The following is a 15,171-nucleotide window of genomic DNA, read 5'->3' as shown; positions in this document are numbered from 1 at the left end:
TGCGTCTTACTCGGCGGCGATCAGCTTCATCTTGACCGCGAGACCGGCCAGCGCCGCGCCGACCAGCGGGGCGACGATGAACAGCCAGAGCTGGGCGATGGCGCTGCCACCGGCGAGCAGGGCCGGCCCGATCGAACGGGCCGGATTGACCGACACGCCGGTCACCTGGATGCCGGTGATGTGGATCACCGCCAGGGTGAGGCCGATCGCCAGACCGGCAAAGGCGGCATCACCGCCCGGCCCCGTAACGCCGAGGATCACGACGACGAACAGGAAGGTCATCACGATCTCGAACACCAGCGCCGCGATCATCGAATACTCGCCGAGATAGCCCGGCCCCCAGCCATTCTGGCCCAGATTGCCGGCAAAGCCGCCAGCGCTGTTGGAGAGCAGGAACATCAGCAGGGCCGCAGCGGCGATGGCGCCGAGCGTCTGGGCGACCCAATAGCCGACCATGTCCTTGAGCTGCATGCGTCCGGCCATGAAGACGCCAAAACTGACGGCGGGATTGACGTGGCAACCGGAAATCGGGCCGATGCCATAGGCCATGGCGACGATCGCCAGACCGAAGGCGAGCGCGATGCCCAATTGTCCGATCTCGGCCCCGGCCAGCACGGCCGCGCCGCAACCGAACAGGACAAGCGCAAATGTGCCGATGAATTCGGCAACCAGTTTTTTCATGATGCTGTCTCCCCAGAATCGCCGCGCATTGCGGCGCTGACCAGCCTAGCGCCTGGCGCCGTCAGGAAACAGGAAATCTTGACAGACGTGGACTAGCCAGCCACCGCCGCGATCAGCCGCGCGGTCTCGTCATCGATGACACCATCGACCCGCGCCGGACGCCAGCGCCGCTGGAACGCCTCGACCACGGCCGGCAATCCGGCGTCCAGCCCATAGCCGATCGTAGCGAGCCGGGCCTGCGGATCAGCGCCGGTCTGCGCCGCCGGCGTCACGGCCTTTGCACAACCGGCCGCCGCCAGGGCGCCCCAGGGGAATTTCTCGCCGGGATCCTGTTTGCGCCCCGGCGCGAGGTCGGAATGACCGATCACGGCCTCCGGCCCGATGCCGCGCCGCGCCATGATGTCCTGCACCAGCGCGATGACGCGGGCGATCTGGACGGCGGGGAAATCGGGCAGGCCGTAATCATGACCACCATTGACGATCTCGATCCCGATCGAGGCGGAATTGATGTCGCGCTCGCCGTGCCAGCTGCCGACCCCGGCATGCCAGGCGCGCCTGTCCTCATCGACCAGCTGGAAGATCCGGCCATCGGTCTCGACCATATAATGGGCGCTGACCTGGGCCTCCGGATCGCACATCCGCGCCAGCGCCGACGGGCCGTCTGCCATGCCGGTATAATGCAGCACGATCAGCGAGATCGGCAATTTGCGCGCGTTGAAATTGGGCGATGGGGCAGAGATCGGCGACGGGGTCACAGATTTTTCTCCCGCGCCAGCCCCGCTTCCGGCAGGGCCCGGTTGGGCCGCAGGGCGATAATGCCGACCCCGATCAGCGCCATGCCGCCACCGATGAACAGGCGCCAGCCGGCTTCATCGCCGGTGATGACAATGCCGGAGACGACGCCGATCAGCGGTGCCAGCAGGGTGATGGGCGCAATCATGGTCGCATCATAGCGCTGCAGCATCTTGTAGAACACACCATGGCCGAACACATTGACCAGCAGGACCGTGAACAGGACCGTCAGCATGAAGGGCCAGCCGCCGGCCATCACCGAGGCGATCTGGTCGCGCTCGAACAGCAGCGACATGGCCAGCAGGGGCGGCCAGGAGATCAGACCGATCCAGGCCTGCATCCGCATCGAATCCAGCGGCATGCGCTTGACCAGTATCATCCCCAGCGCGCCGGAAAAGGCGGCACCGATCCCGAGCATCAGCCCGAAGGAGAGACCGCCAATCCCGGGCCGGGCGACGACGAGGATAATGCCGGCAAAGGCGATGATGATGCCGGTGATGCGGGGCAGGCCGAGCCTTTCCTTCAGCATCACCACCGAGAGCAGGGTCGCGAACGGCACGCCCATCTGCAGCGTGATCGCCATGCCCGAGGGCGTCGCCCATTGCAGGCCGAGGAACATCAGCGCGTATTGCAGCGCCCCCATGGAGAGCGCGATACCGATCATCGCCTTCATGTCCTGCGGTCGCGGCCGCAGCCAGGGCGAGAGGATTGCGAACAACAGGGCGAAGCGCAGGAAGGCAAAGAAGAAGGGCGGCGAGCCCTCGAATCCGGGCACCCATCCCGGCGAGCCCGTGATCGAGAATTTTGCCACAACGAAGTTGACACCCCAGACGGCACAGACGGCGATCAGGGCAAGGAGATCACGCAGACGCATATCGCTTCATGGACCGGCGCGTCGCGGCGCACAAGCCATGGCGCGTATGAGCCACATGCACGTTTGATGTCAGGGCGTTGCGAAATGTGCGTCGAGGAAAGCGAGGAAGTTTTCCCAGTCCTGCGGCTGCACGCCATGCAGGCCCGGGCGCATCGCCACGGCGATATCGGCCGCCGGCTCGAAATCATCCAGGCCGGGCTGGGTCAGCCCGTCCGAGCCATAGAGGTGGTAAACCGGATTGGCGCCCTGGGCGGCGCGGAAACTTGATTGCGGATCGGACCATTGATCGCGCCAGGCGCCCCCGATCAGAAGCGGCCGCGGCGCCAGCAAGGCGATCAGCTGGTGCTGGTCGATCGGGATATCGGTCGGGTTGTCAGCCCGGCCGGCAAAGGCCGGCGCAAACCAGTGCGGATATCCGGACGTGATCGCCTCGACCGACTCGCCGGTGCCGCTGCGGGTCAGGGCTGTGCCGCCCGTGCCGGCCTGGTGGGCGATGACCAGATCGATACGCTCATCGAGGGCGCCGGCCAGCAGCGCCGCCTTGCCATTGCGCGAATGGCCCCAGACGGCGGTGCGGCTGGCATCGAAGCGCGCATCGCCATCGAGCACGTCAACGACACGCGAATAGACCCAGGCCCAGGCCGCGATTGCGCCGCTGGGCCGGTCCGGCACCAGTGCCGCCAGCCGCGCGGCAGCGGCATCGGCCTCATCCGGCACGATATCGCCGGGATAGATCAGGGCGATCGCATGGCCGTGCGCCAGAATATCCGTGATCGGCGGCTCCATGATGTAGCGGCCAAAAATCATCCGCACCGGCACGTTCTGGATACTGCCCTCGCATTGGGGCGCATGCGCCTCGGGCGGCGGCGGCGCGATATCCTCGCGCCCGCCCAGGGCGGTGCGGTTGCCGCAGAACATTTGCAGGATAATCGTCGGCACCGGCGCGGTCGCCGCATTGGGCAGGATGACCACGAGATGGGTCTCGAAACCGGACAGGTCGAGCGTGTATTGCTCGATCCGGCCAAGCCCGTCGAAAGCCTGCGCCTCGATCAGTTCATGCGCCACGATCCGGGCCGGATCGTCCGCCGGCGCTTCACCATAAATCTCGTCGGCAAAACGCTGCCGCAGCGCGTCGCGGCCCGTCTCCCAGCCGGCCAGGCCGGTGCCGTCGAGTGCCGGAGCGGCCGCCGGGGCCGTCAGCCGGGCCGGAACCTTGGGCAGGGCCATGCTCACGCAGCCCACCAGCAGGAGCGGCGTCGCGATCAAAAAAGCTATCAGAAAACCCGTTCGCATTCACACGCCCTCATCGTCCGGCTCAGGCTGACAGCCACCGGACGGAACGCCAGTCAAATTGATGTGAGATATCCGGCCTCAAGCACCCAGGCCTCAGGAACCGAGCCCGTCAACCGTCCAGCCATCGGGGCCGCGCGTGGCGACCAGGATTTCAGGACCGGCGCCCTTGCGGCGTCCGCGCACCTTCATCCACAGCCAGTAGACGCCAAAGGTCACGAGGCCGGCACCGGCGATGATCAGGAAGACCGCGGTCAGCATGACCGCCATGAAGACCACAGCACCAATGAAGGCGAGCGCGATGATCGCCGCGAAAATGTCGCGAACCACACGGCCTGCGCCGCTGGCGAAAAATGCGGATCGGGTTTGAGCTGTTTCGGTCATCGTCCTCTATCCATCTCTGCCCCTCGGCCATATGTTGGCATTTCAGGCGCCAAGGTCAATTGCTGGCACCGACATTAAGCCCGCGCTCTGCAAGGATCTGGCCATAAGCCGCGTTGATCACTGCCATTTTTTCATTGGCAAATCGTTGGGTTTCCAGCGGCGCACCGCGCGCCATCATGCGATCAGGATGGTTTTGCGAGGCGATTCGGCGGTAGGCGCGCTTGAGATCGGCGTCGGATATATCGGCCTCGATGCCCAGAATGACATAGGGGTCATCGTCCGCGGTCCCGATATGCGCCGTGCTGATGCGGCGAAATTCCAGCGGCGAGAAGCCGAAAATGTCCGCCACCTGCGCAAGATAGTCGAGCTCGTCCGGCGTCACGGCGCCATCGGCCTTGGCGATATGGAACAGGCCATCGAGCACGTCTTCCAGGATCGCCGGATTGGCCCGGAAGCGCCGCGCCAGACGCCGGGCATAGCCGTCAAAGCCGAGCGTCGTCTGCATCGCCAGTTCGAAGGCGCGATCGAGCGAGGCCCGCCCCTCGGGCGGCGGCCGGAACACTTCGTAGAAAGCCTTGATCTCGCTGCGGGTGACGAAGCCGTCGGCCTTGGCCATCTTGGCGCCGAGCCCGATCAGCGCCATGGCGAATTCGGCATCCTCGACGCGGCGCTCCGGCACGGCATTGGCCAGACCGCCGCCGCCCTCGCAACCATCACAGTCGAGGAAGCTGTCCCGTCCCTGCAGGCGGGCTGCCAGTTTGTGCCAAAAACGCATGCGTGAATTGTCCCTTGCACGGCCATATAGGTGTCCTGCCCGGCAGACGTCAGGGATGGGCAAGTGGATGGGCCGTATTTTGTCAGCTTTACCCGCTCACGCCAGCGCAGACCATGGTAAACCTTGCCGCAGGCGCATCGGCGCAGCAGCGGTTTGACGGGAGTTTTCATGTCCGACTGGGAGTTCTGGATTGATCGCGGCGGCACGTTTACCGATGTCATCGGACGCGGCCCCGATGGCCGCCTGCATCCGCTCAAACTGCTGTCGGAAAGCCCCGACTATCCCGACGCCGCCAGCGAAGGCGTGCGCCGCCTTGCCGCCGGCGCTGCGGTCGGCTCGGTCAAGATGGGCACGACGGTGGCCACCAATGCCCTGCTCGAACGCAAGGGCGCGAAAACCCTCTTCCTGGTGACGCGCGGCTTTGCCGATCTCCTGGTCATCGGCGACCAGACCCGCCCCGACATTTTCGCCCTCGACATCAAGCGCCCCGATCCGCTGTATGACCGCGTGGTCGAGGTCGATGAGCGCCTCGATGCCAGCGGCACGGTTCTGGTCCCGCTCGACGAGGCCCCGGTGCGCGAGGCCTTGGCCACAGCGAAGCAGGACGGCTTCACCTCGGTCGCGATCACGTTGATGCATGCCTATGGCCATGACGCCCACGAGGCCCGGATCGAAGCGCTGGCCCGCGAGGCCGGTTTCGCCACCGTGATCCGTTCCAGCATTGCCAACCCGCTGGTCAAGATCGTGCCGCGCGCCTCGACCACGGTGCTCGATGCCTACCTGACCCCGGTCCTGCGAGACTATGTCGACCGGGTTGATGCGGGGCTGGAGGGCACGCCGCTCTATTTCATGCAGTCCTCGGGCGGGCTGGCGCCGGCCGCCGGATTCCACGCCCGCGACGCCGTGCTGTCCGGCCCGGCCGGCGGGGTCGTCGGCATGGCCAAGACGGCGCTTGCCGCCGGTCATCCCAAGGTGATCGGTTTCGACATGGGCGGCACCTCGACCGATGTCTCGCGCTTTGATGGCGAGACCTATGAGCGCGTCCAGGAAACCCTCGTCGCCGGCCAGCGCCTGCGCGCACCGATGATGGCCGTACACACGGTGGCTGCCGGTGGCGGCTCGCTGCTGACCTTCGACGGCGAACGCGCCCGCGTCGGCCCCGAAAGCGCCGGTGCCATGCCCGGCCCGGCGGGCTATGGCCGCGGCGGACCGGCGGCCGTCACCGACGCCAATATCGTGCTTGGCCGCGTGCAGGCCGACTGGTTCCCGCATGTCTTCGGCACCGACGGCGCCTCACCGCTCGACATCAAAGCCAGCCGCGCCGCGCTGCAGACGCTGGCCGACGCGATGGGGCTGGGCAGTCCGGAAGCGGCCGCCGAGGGCTTCCTCGCTGTGGCGGTTGAAAGCATGGCGCAGGCCATCAAGCAGATCTCCATCGGCCAGGGCGTCAACCCGTCCGCCTATGCGCTGGCCGCCTTTGGCGGTGCCGGAGCGCAGCATGCCTGCAAGGTCGCCGATGCGCTCGGCATGACCTCTGTCCTGATCCACCCCTATGCCGGCCTGCTCTCGGCGCTGGGCATTGGCCTTGCCGAGATCCGCCAGACCCGGCTCGCCGCGGTCGAGCAGGATTTCGCGGCCGGTCAGGACACAGCCCATGCCCTCGCCGCCGATCTGGCGAGGGACGTCACCGCCCGCCTGACCGCCGAAGGCTTCGCCCCCGAGCAGATCCGTACCCGCACCGAATGGCGCCTGCGCGTGCAGGGCTCCGACACCAGCCTGCCCGTGCCCGTCGATACGCCCGAGACGATGCGCGCCAATTTTGCCGCCGCCCATAAACGCCTGTTCGGCTTTGCGCCGGATGCGGCGCTGGTGATTGAATCGGTGATGGTCGAAGCCGAGGCCGATCCGCCGGGCGCGCGCGGCTGGTCGATCACGATGAGCGAAGAGACGACAGCGCCGCAGGCCATCGCCGCCGTGAAGATGTTCGATCACGGCCAATGGCGCGAGACTCCGCTTTACCGGCTCGACCAGTTTGGTGCTGGCGCCGAGGCTGCCGGACCGGCGCTGGTGATGGACCCGAACTCCACCATCGTCATCGATGCCGGCTGGTCGGCGACGCGCCTGCCCGATGGCACGCTGAAACTGAGCCGCACCGAAGCCCTCGCCACCGAGACCGCCGACACTGCCCTCGACCCGATCCGGCTGGAGCTCTTCAACAAGCGCTTCATGAGCGTCGCCGAGCAAATGGGCCTGGCGCTCGAGCGCACGGCGCATTCGGTCAATATCAAGGAAAGGCTGGATTTCTCCTGCGCCGTGTTTGACGCGGATGGCGGCCTCGTCGCCAACGCCCCGCACATGCCGGTTCACCTGGGCTCAATGTCGGCGAGCGTCCGCGCCGCCGCCGAGGCCCATCCCGACCTTGCGGCCGGCGATGCCGTCGCCGTCAACGCGCCCTATGATGGCGGCACCCATCTGCCCGACATCACGCTTGTGACGCCTGTCCATGACGAGGCTACAGGCGAGCGCATCTTCTACGTCGCCTCGCGCGGTCACCATGCCGATGTCGGCGGTATCGCGCCCGGCTCCATGCCCCCCTTCTCGACCTCGATCGAGGAGGAAGGCGTGCAATTCCGCAATATCAAGATCATGTCCGGCGGCCAGTTTCTCGAGGCCGAGACCCGCGCCGTGCTCGCTTCCAAGCCCTGGCCGGCGCGCAATCCGGACCAGAATATCGCCGACCTCAAGGCCCAGCTCGCCGCCTGCGCCAAGGGTGCCGACGAATTGCGCCGCCTGGTCGACGACAACGGCCTCGACGTGGTGAAGGCCTATATGGGCCATGTCCAGGACAATGCCGAACGCGCCGTGCGCCGCGTGATCGATGCGCTCAGCGATGGCGAGCACAGCGTGAAGCTCGATGACGGCGCCGAGATCCGCGTCGCGATCCGGGTCAACCGGGCCGAGCGAAGCGCGGTCGTCGATTTCACCGGCACCTCGCCGCAACGCCCGAGCAATTTCAACGCGCCTTCATCGGTCGCCCGCGCGGCCGTGCTCTATGTCTTCCGCTGCCTCGTCGGCGATGCCATCCCGCTCAATGAGGGCTGTCTGAAACCGCTCGAACTCATCATCCCGGAAGGCAGCCTGCTCAACCCCAAACCGCCCGCCGCCGTCGTCGCCGGCAATGTCGAGACCAGCCAGCTGATCGTCGACGCCCTGTTCGGCGCCACCGGCCGCCTCGCCGCCAGCCAGGGCTCGATGAACAACCTCACCTTCGGCAATGCGCGCCACCAGTATTACGAGACGATTTGCGGCGGTGCCGGTGCCGGCATTGACAATGAGGGCCACGGCTTCGCCGGCCTCTCCGCCGTCCACACCCACATGACCAATTCACGCATGACCGACCCGGAAGTGCTCGAACGCCGCTTCCCCGTCCGGCTCGACCATCACCGGATCCGCCCGCACTCCGGCGGCACGGGGAAATTCCCCGGCGGCGATGGCAGCGAACGCCGGCTCACCTTCCTGGAAGTGATGGAAGTCGCCCTCCTCTCCTCACGGCGCAAGGAAGCGCCGTTTGGACTGGCGGGAGGCGGCGATGCCGCGCGCGGTGAGCAGAGCGTGACCCGGGCGAGCGGCGAGAGCGAGCCCCTGCCTGGGCTGTTCCGGATTGATGTGGAGCCGGGGGATCGTGTTGAGGTCAGGACGCCGGGTGGCGGGGGGTATGGGGAGGGGTAGGCCAAGCCCCAACGAGACATGGTCCTGCTTCAAGGAAGCAGGTGCGTGTCCCGACTTGGGTCCTCATCGCGTGACCCGTTCCGCATTGCCTCTCACCAAGTCGGGACATGCACCGGCGAAGCCGGACCATGTCCCGGGCAGCCGAAAAAGCGGGGACACGGCCCGCGCCAGGCACATCCATCCCTGAAACCCTTGCCAAGCAGGGCGCCAGACTGGACTTGTCTCGTCAAGGGTCCTGACCGCGCAGCGGCGCTTCGCGCCCTTGACGAGACAAGTCCAGTCTGGCCGGATCCCGGCATGGGTTTCAGGGCGGGGTCTGGCCGCCCGGGCCGACTTGTTGGACGGGGGCCTCGTCAGCGATTAATGGCGAGTGTCCCCGTTTATTGAAAACTACATCATTTTTTTGCTGGTCGAAGTACTATTGACGAACCTTGTAGTGTGGAAAAGTGACGTGGACTGCAAACGGCGAGGTTGCCTATGAATGTGACGAGTACCGACTATTTGAGTGTGATCGCAGCACACGGATTGTTGGTTTATTTGTGCGCGTTTTTATTGAGCGCCGTCAGCGCCATATTGTTGGTCGGAAAGACAAGTTTTCGTATGCGCAGAGAACAATTTTTTGCGCATTCTTCAGGCGTTGGTTTGGCTGCCGCCTTGTTGGCGGGTGTGTGGAGGAATCCCCTCACGCTTTACTCCAATGATGGCATTGACCTCGCTGTTGCGTTGACAATTATGGGCTGTGTCTTGCTCGGAGGATGGCTCGGTTTGGTTGGAGTCGCCCGTTCTTATGATGCGTTCGGTTCAAAGCGTTGGGCATTTCTGGCATTTGTGCCGTTGGTGAACTTTGTTCTGATATTTGTACCGAGCAGAGTGCGAAGCAATTCGGTTGATCGACATAGGGTTTCATATGAATTGGTTGCGATCGGTTTGGTCTTCGTGGTCGTCGCAAATTGGGCAGCGACTGCCACCAACCGTCGAATAGACACCTCACTCGACTCGATCGGATCCAGTTCGAGTGCTCAAGCAACAGTATTGGCTTGGCAGATTCGTCGCTACGGATTGCCTGACGCCTTGACGCTTCTAGCCAGTTATCACGACGAAGTTCGAAGGATTGATGCTGTTACAGAGCTGAGTTCGATTCGCGCTGAAGGCACAGTCCTGGTTCGGCATTATACCGTCAGCAGCGATAGTATCGTGCTTCCATTTTCGTTCACAGAGACTGTACGAAACACCGTATGTCAGTCGGAGCAATTTCTGCCTATCTACGCCGCAGGGGGGACCGTACGAGAGCAATACCAACGTCGGTCGGGCGAGAATCTTGCGGTCATCGATATCTCTACGGAATTGTGCGCCACCTAAAAACCATGGACAAACGACATTTCCGAATAATTGGTGACCGGCGCCCATTTCCGTATGCCAAGCCTTTATAGCATCGCTTGAATCTCCAACCCCGCCCCGGCCCGCGCCGGGCGCACCCATCCCTGAAATCCTTGCCAAGCAGGGCGCCAGACTGGACTTGTCTCGTCAAGGGTCCTGACCGCACAGCGGCGCTTCGCGCCCTTGACGAGACAAGTCCAGTCTGGCCGGATCCCGGCATGGTTTTCAGGGTGGGGTCTGGCCGCTTGGGCCGGTCTCCTGAATAAAATCAAAAAACTATTTCCCCGGACTTGTTCCGGGGCCTGCCGGAGGGGAAACCAGGCAGGTCGCCAACGCATGGCAGGCCCCGGAATTCGCTTCGCTCCTCCGGGGGAAGGTGATGTGTGGTTTGGGGTGTGTATCCGCGCCTTAGCCATCACCAAACGCACAAACAATCGTCATTCCAGCGCAGGCTGGAACCCAGATTCAGACGCCATCGTGAATCCCGCAAACGCCACCCCATTAGAGGTTTGCGCTCTATGAACTGGGTTCCAGCCTGCGCTGGAATGACGCTTTGTGGCGGTTTGTCGGGGAAAATTACCCACCTCCGAAAACAGCTGCCCGGCGCCCATGGTTTCAGAACAGACTTATCCACCCCAAGCCCCGCCAGGCTATAATCGATGCGATTTCGCGCTCTTTGACATTGTCGGCCCCACCCCAACTTTCCGCCCTCACCGGCTTTCCGCGCCGGGGCAGGCGCTGCGGAGATGACAGTCCGTGACAGGATGACAGGCTGACTGCCACTGGCAAACACTCGCCATCCCCCTGTCCCACAAGCCATTTTTCGCGCCGATGACAGAATGGCAGGATGGCAGACAGTGATTTTCGCTGACAGTCTGGAACCGGGAAGACGCAGCACTCAACGCGCCGCCCTCCCCGATCGCATCCAGGCGTCAGTCCGCCGCCGGCTTCGCCGCCACCGCCTGCTTGCGCCGCACCGTCTTGCGCGCCACGGGGCGGACATGGTCCTCGATATATTCCACGATCATGCCGGCGACATCCTTGCCCGACGTGCGCTCGACGCCTTCCAGACCGGGCGAGGAATTCACTTCCAGGATTTTCGGCCCCACCGAGGATCGCAGCAGATCGACCCCGGCGACGGACAGCCCCAGCGCCTTGGCGGCGCGCAGGGCGGCGGTGCGTTCGTCCTTGGACACCCTGACCTTGGTCGCCGAGCCACCGCGATGCAAATTGGAGCGGAACTCGCCGGCCTCGCCCTGGCGCATCATGGTCGCCACCACCTTGCCGCCGACGATGAAGCAGCGGATATCGGCACCGCCCGCTTCCTTGACGAATTCCTGGACGATGAAATTGGCCTCGAGACCACGAAAGGCATCGATCACCGATTCCGCGGCCTTCTTGGTCTCGGCCAGCACGACGCCGCGTCCCTGCGTGCTCTGCAACAGCTTCACCACCAGCGGCGCGCCGCCGACATGGGCGATCAGGTTGTTGGTGTCCTTCGGCGAATGGGCAAAGGCCGTTACCGGCATGGCAATGCCCTCGCGCGCCAGCACCTGGTGCGCATAGAGCTTGTCGCGCGAGGCGCCGATCGCCTCGGCCGTATTGAGGCAATACGCCCCCATCATGTTGAACTGGCGCAGCACCGCCATGCCATACCCCGTCATGCTGGCGCCGATACGCGGAATGATGGCGTCATAGGCCGGCAGTGGCTTGCCATCATAGAACACCCGCGGATCAGCCGCATCGAGCGCCAGGGTGCAGCGCGCGGTATTGATCATCTCGACGACATGGCCGCGCGTCTCGGCGGCATCCTTCAGGCGCTGGGAGGAATAATTATTCGGCTCGCGCGTCAGGATCGCCACGCGCAAGGGCCGTTTGACCGGGCGGCGGCGCGGGAAATCCTTGTAGAGCTCGTAATCCAGAACGCCCTGGGCGCAGGACTGGCCCGGACTGACCGTCATGTCCTCGCCGATCGCCTGGCGGCCGAGCAGCATGCGGTAGGTCATGGATTCGCGATTGGTCAGGGTCAGCTCGACCGGCCAGGTGCGGTCACCGATCCGGATCGGCGTCTCGATCACCCAGCGCAATTCACGCTCGCCATTCGACGAGGTCACCTCGCGCCGGTCAACCGCCGGCGCCGAGCAGACGACCTCGATCTCCGGCTTGTCCGGCACCGGGTGCATGATGAAGCGCACCTGCGGCTTGTCGAGCGGCCCGAAGGGCTCGACCGAGACCGCATGCAGCGCCGAAGTCCGCGCCCCGGTATCCACCTTGGCCCGCACCGCCGGCAGCCCCAGCTTGGGAAATGCCGCCCACTCTTCCCAACCGAGCTGGAATGTCTTGTCCATTTGTCTCTCAACCGTCGCGATAAAACACGGTTCGGTCTTAGCAGAAAGTCTGGGGGAGCCAAGGGGCGCGCGAGCACTGGCGCTCCGGAATAGGCAGACCTATGCGGCCGGAGGCCCGCGCCCAAGCCAGACGCGCAAGAGGAAGAAGACCATCACGGCCAGAACCGCCACGACCGGCGCCGCCAGGATTATGGGGTGTTGTGCGAATTCAGGGAGAATATTGCTATTGCCCCCGGAGAATATGCCCACGGCAATGAACAGGGCGAAGCACATGCGCCAGAGATGGCGGGCGATGCGGCCCCGAGCGTCGAGGCCTGCCGGTCTCATCGCCCTGAAATCGAGGATCGACAAAAAGCCCGAAAACCCGGCGACGATGAAATACTCGGCAGCCGAGGGCAGTTCGGGGGCATCATTGCCGGCGATCGAGAGATGCAGGCCAGCTGCCAGACACACCGCCGTGTTCAGCATGATCAGCAAGAGCGCCGATATCTCCACCCGGCGGGTTGTCCCGTCTTTGTGTCTGGCAGCAAACCAGCCGGTGATGACCAGATGCGAGGCGAGGATTGCAAGAAACGCCGTGAATATGATCTCGCGGCTGTAACTGAGATACAGGCCGCTGAGGGTCAGGCAGAGCATGACGGCGACGAACACAGTGCCCGCCCACCGATGCAGACGCCGGCCCTTGGCGGATGCCAGGGCAACAGTTCCGGCAAGAATGGTGATGCATCCCGCAGCCAGATGAATCAGGGCGATTTGAGGAAGTTCCATCAAGTGACTTTCAGTGTGACGGTGAAATTGTGCGCAGGATCGATGCAATCTCAGCGGCTGGCGACCGATTCATCCGGGCGGCGTCCGAACAGCAGGGCAAAGCCGACGGCGAGGAACCAGGCGATCATGCCCAGACCAAAAACAGCACCCGCATCGGTCAAGCCGGGAAGCAGGGTCAGCAGTCCGGCCAGCCCGATTACGACCCCCAGGAGATTGAGCCAGGCTGGAAGAGATCGGGCGCACTGGGCTGCGGCACTGACCAGCAGGATCCAGAGCCCGCCGACGAGCTCATTGCCACCGCCAAGCCCCTCCTGCACCGTCGTCAGGACCAGCCAGGCGCCGGCCGCCTGGACAGGCTCGGTCTCGTACAATCCGGTGATAACCCCCAGGCTGACATTGGCCACCATGCCGCTGGCCAGCACGAGCGTCGCCCACATCAAGCCGAACGCCGTGGCGCAGAGTGCCAGGCCGGTGGGCGCTCCTGCCAGGCGACGGTGAACCGCGATCGCCAGGACCGTCAGGAAAACGCCGTTCACGATGTAGATGATGAAGTTCCAGCCCCGCATCAGAGCCTCGTTTTCCGCGAGGAAACCGGCGTGTTGCAGCGGCGGCAGAAGCGAGCTGCCATATTGGGCCGGCTCGAGAAGTTGAAAATAGAGCCAGAACCCCACCAGATATGTGGCCGCCGCAACCAGTGCCGACAGGCCGCCAATTCTTTGAAAACTGATCATGCAGATTCTCCTCTGCGGCTTCCTTGACCGACCGGGTCCGGCCAGGCCATCGCCCGCGCAATGTCGATCGTGACAAGCCGCATCCCTGGACCAGCGGACGCCTGCCTGTCGGCCGGGCCTGTCGGCTGAGACAGTTTTCTGTCCGCGCCTGCCGGGCCGGACACCGGGCTTCAGGCTCGCCGCTTGTCATCGCGCCACAGGGTGCCTAATCAAGCGGGAAACCGGAGGCTGGGCTATTGGACACCCTTGATGTGATGCTCGCAGGCGCGACTGTCGGCCAGGCGGCGCTTTGCGCATCCGTGCTGCTGATGCGGTCCGCGCGCGCCCCGACCGGGCTGCCGCTTGCCGGGTTTTTCTGCGCCTTCGGCGCGATCGCGTCGGCACCACTCCTCCACGCCTCGTTCCCGCTGGCACCGGCCCTGTTTCCCGCGATCGCGGCCCCGACCTTCTTCCTGTTGGGTCCGATGTTGTGGTTTTATGTCGAAGGTCTGACGTCCGAGACCGCCTGGCGCCCGAGAACAGCCCATGTCTGGCATTTTGTGCCCGCATTACTGGGCCTGATGGCGAGCGCCATGATCGCCGCGATGGACCCGACAGCCCGCTCGACCATGTTCCTGCACGGCGAGCTTCCGGACGGAATCTTTCCCCCCGTCGTCGCGCTCGTCCTGTTCGTGCTGGTGATCGGCTGGATCGGACAGTCGGGATATTATGTCGCGAGAATCCTGTATCGCCTCGCAGCCTATGGCAGGCGAATCCGGGACTTGTTTGCCAGCAATGAAGACCGGGAGCTGGACTGGCTCGCCTGGCTTGTCTTTTTCCTGGGGGGATCATGGCTGCTCGCCACCAGCATGCTCGTGAGTGAGAATTTTCTGGGTCTGGAGCTGGCTGGCCACTGGGTCAATGCTGCCACCGCGCTGATTCTGGTCTGGTTTCTCGGCCTATGGGGGCTGCGCCAGAAGCCGGGTTTTGAGGGACGTTATCCGGAGGTCCAGCCCGGGGAGGAGAACCAGGCTGCACCCGACGAGGCCGGGGAGCGCAAATATCTGCGATCCGCCCTCGGCCCCGACCAGGCCGCCCGGATCGCCGCCAAGATCGAGCGCGCCATGCGCGAAGACCAGGCCTATCTGGACCCCGCCCTCTCATTGCAAAGGCTGGCCAGCCAGATCGGGACCTCGCCCAATCACATCTCCCAGACCCTCAACGAGACGATTGGAGAATGCTTCTTTGACTATGTGAACAGATGGCGCGTGGTGGCGGCTCAGCCGCAAATCATGGCGGGCAGCGAGACCGTGCTTGCCATCGCACTCTCGGTCGGTTTCAACGCCCGCTCATCCTTCTACAAGGCCTTCAAACGGGTCACGGGACAGACCCCGAGCCAGTACCGGGCCCAGCGGCTTTCCGCTGCGGGGGGATAGCTCAGAC

General features: G+C 64.4%; 12 protein-coding genes. 3 read left to right on the top strand and 9 right to left on the bottom strand.

The annotated features are described in order from the left end of the window. Positions 1 to 6 precede the first annotated feature (6 nt). From ACN0YL_RS09400 to ACN0YL_RS09375, 6 genes are all read right to left on the bottom strand, one after another. A complete protein-coding gene (locus ACN0YL_RS09400) occupies positions 7 to 681 on the bottom strand; it encodes an aquaporin (protein WP_417469820.1) in 675 nt (224 codons plus the stop codon). Between the two features lie 92 nt (positions 682 to 773). Beyond that, on the bottom strand, positions 774 to 1,436 hold the full coding sequence (locus ACN0YL_RS09395; RefSeq protein ID WP_417497805.1) for an N-acetylmuramoyl-L-alanine amidase: 663 nt from the start codon (positions 1,434 to 1,436) through the stop codon (positions 774 to 776). After that, entirely contained in the window at positions 1,433 to 2,347 is a 915-nt protein-coding gene (locus ACN0YL_RS09390) for a DMT family transporter (RefSeq protein WP_417497804.1), read from the bottom strand. The genes ACN0YL_RS09395 and ACN0YL_RS09390 overlap by 4 nt, the downstream gene beginning before the upstream one ends. Positions 2,348 to 2,416: 69 nt before the next feature. Then, complete coding sequence (locus tag ACN0YL_RS09385; protein WP_417497803.1) at positions 2,417 to 3,613, bottom strand: alpha/beta hydrolase; 1,197 nt, start codon at positions 3,611 to 3,613, stop codon at positions 2,417 to 2,419. A gap of 120 nt (positions 3,614 to 3,733) precedes the next feature. Continuing rightward, positions 3,734 to 4,021, bottom strand: a complete 288-nt coding sequence (locus ACN0YL_RS09380) for a hypothetical protein (RefSeq protein ID WP_417491203.1) — start codon at positions 4,019 to 4,021, stop codon at positions 3,734 to 3,736. 55 nt (positions 4,022 to 4,076) lie between these two features. After that, entirely contained in the window at positions 4,077 to 4,796 is a 720-nt protein-coding gene (locus ACN0YL_RS09375; RefSeq protein ID WP_417491202.1) for a TerB family tellurite resistance protein, read from the bottom strand. Between the two features lie 168 nt (positions 4,797 to 4,964). Here ACN0YL_RS09375 and ACN0YL_RS09370 point away from each other — a divergent pair, with 168 nt between their 5' ends. Next, complete coding sequence (locus ACN0YL_RS09370) at positions 4,965 to 8,525, top strand: hydantoinase B/oxoprolinase family protein (RefSeq protein ID WP_417497802.1); 3,561 nt, start codon at positions 4,965 to 4,967, stop codon at positions 8,523 to 8,525. A 483-nt stretch (positions 8,526 to 9,008) separates the two neighbouring features. After that, positions 9,009 to 9,884 (top strand): hypothetical protein, encoded by an 876-nt coding sequence (locus ACN0YL_RS09365; protein WP_417497801.1) that lies wholly within the window; start codon positions 9,009 to 9,011, stop codon positions 9,882 to 9,884. A 950-nt stretch (positions 9,885 to 10,834) separates the two neighbouring features. On the opposite strand, the gene rimK is transcribed toward ACN0YL_RS09365, so the two are convergent. From rimK to ACN0YL_RS09350, 3 genes are all read right to left on the bottom strand, one after another. Next, positions 10,835 to 12,250 (bottom strand): 30S ribosomal protein S6--L-glutamate ligase, encoded by a 1,416-nt coding sequence (gene rimK, locus ACN0YL_RS09360; RefSeq protein WP_417491199.1) that lies wholly within the window; start codon positions 12,248 to 12,250, stop codon positions 10,835 to 10,837. 99 nt (positions 12,251 to 12,349) lie between these two features. Further along, entirely contained in the window at positions 12,350 to 13,018 is a 669-nt protein-coding gene (locus ACN0YL_RS09355; RefSeq protein WP_417497800.1) for a DUF2306 domain-containing protein, read from the bottom strand. 50 nt (positions 13,019 to 13,068) lie between these two features. Further along, positions 13,069 to 13,749: a DUF4386 domain-containing protein gene (locus tag ACN0YL_RS09350; RefSeq protein WP_417497799.1), complete on the bottom strand. Its 681-nt coding sequence runs from the start codon at positions 13,747 to 13,749 to the stop codon at positions 13,069 to 13,071. A 236-nt stretch (positions 13,750 to 13,985) separates the two neighbouring features. Here ACN0YL_RS09350 and ACN0YL_RS09345 point away from each other — a divergent pair, with 236 nt between their 5' ends. Next, the gene (locus ACN0YL_RS09345; protein ID WP_417497798.1) at positions 13,986 to 15,164 is read left to right on the top strand and encodes a helix-turn-helix domain-containing protein; all 1,179 of its coding nucleotides are present in this window, start codon (positions 13,986 to 13,988) and stop codon (positions 15,162 to 15,164) included. The last annotated feature ends 7 nt before the right edge of the window (positions 15,165 to 15,171 follow it).

This window comes from Maricaulis sp. (assembly GCF_048269565.1).
In the GTDB taxonomy this organism is placed as follows: Bacteria; Pseudomonadota; Alphaproteobacteria; order Caulobacterales; family Maricaulaceae; genus Maricaulis.
This window is presented reverse-complemented; position numbering and strand designations above follow the sequence as displayed.

Coding starts and splice junctions, on each gene's coding strand:
- ACN0YL_RS09400 (WP_417469820.1), bottom strand. CDS start 681: ATGAAAAAACTGGTTGCCGAATTCATCGGCACATTTGCGCTTGTCCTG.
- ACN0YL_RS09390 (WP_417497804.1), bottom strand. CDS start 2,347: ATGCGTCTGCGTGATCTCCTTGCCCTGATCGCCGTCTGTGCCGTCTGG.
- ACN0YL_RS09380 (WP_417491203.1), bottom strand. CDS start 4,021: ATGACCGAAACAGCTCAAACCCGATCCGCATTTTTCGCCAGCGGCGCA.
- ACN0YL_RS09375 (WP_417491202.1), bottom strand. CDS start 4,796: ATGCGTTTTTGGCACAAACTGGCAGCCCGCCTGCAGGGACGGGACAGC.
- ACN0YL_RS09370 (WP_417497802.1), top strand. CDS start 4,965: ATGTCCGACTGGGAGTTCTGGATTGATCGCGGCGGCACGTTTACCGAT.
- rimK (WP_417491199.1), bottom strand. CDS start 12,250: ATGGACAAGACATTCCAGCTCGGTTGGGAAGAGTGGGCGGCATTTCCC.
- ACN0YL_RS09355 (WP_417497800.1), bottom strand. CDS start 13,018: ATGGAACTTCCTCAAATCGCCCTGATTCATCTGGCTGCGGGATGCATC.
- ACN0YL_RS09350 (WP_417497799.1), bottom strand. CDS start 13,749: ATGATCAGTTTTCAAAGAATTGGCGGCCTGTCGGCACTGGTTGCGGCG.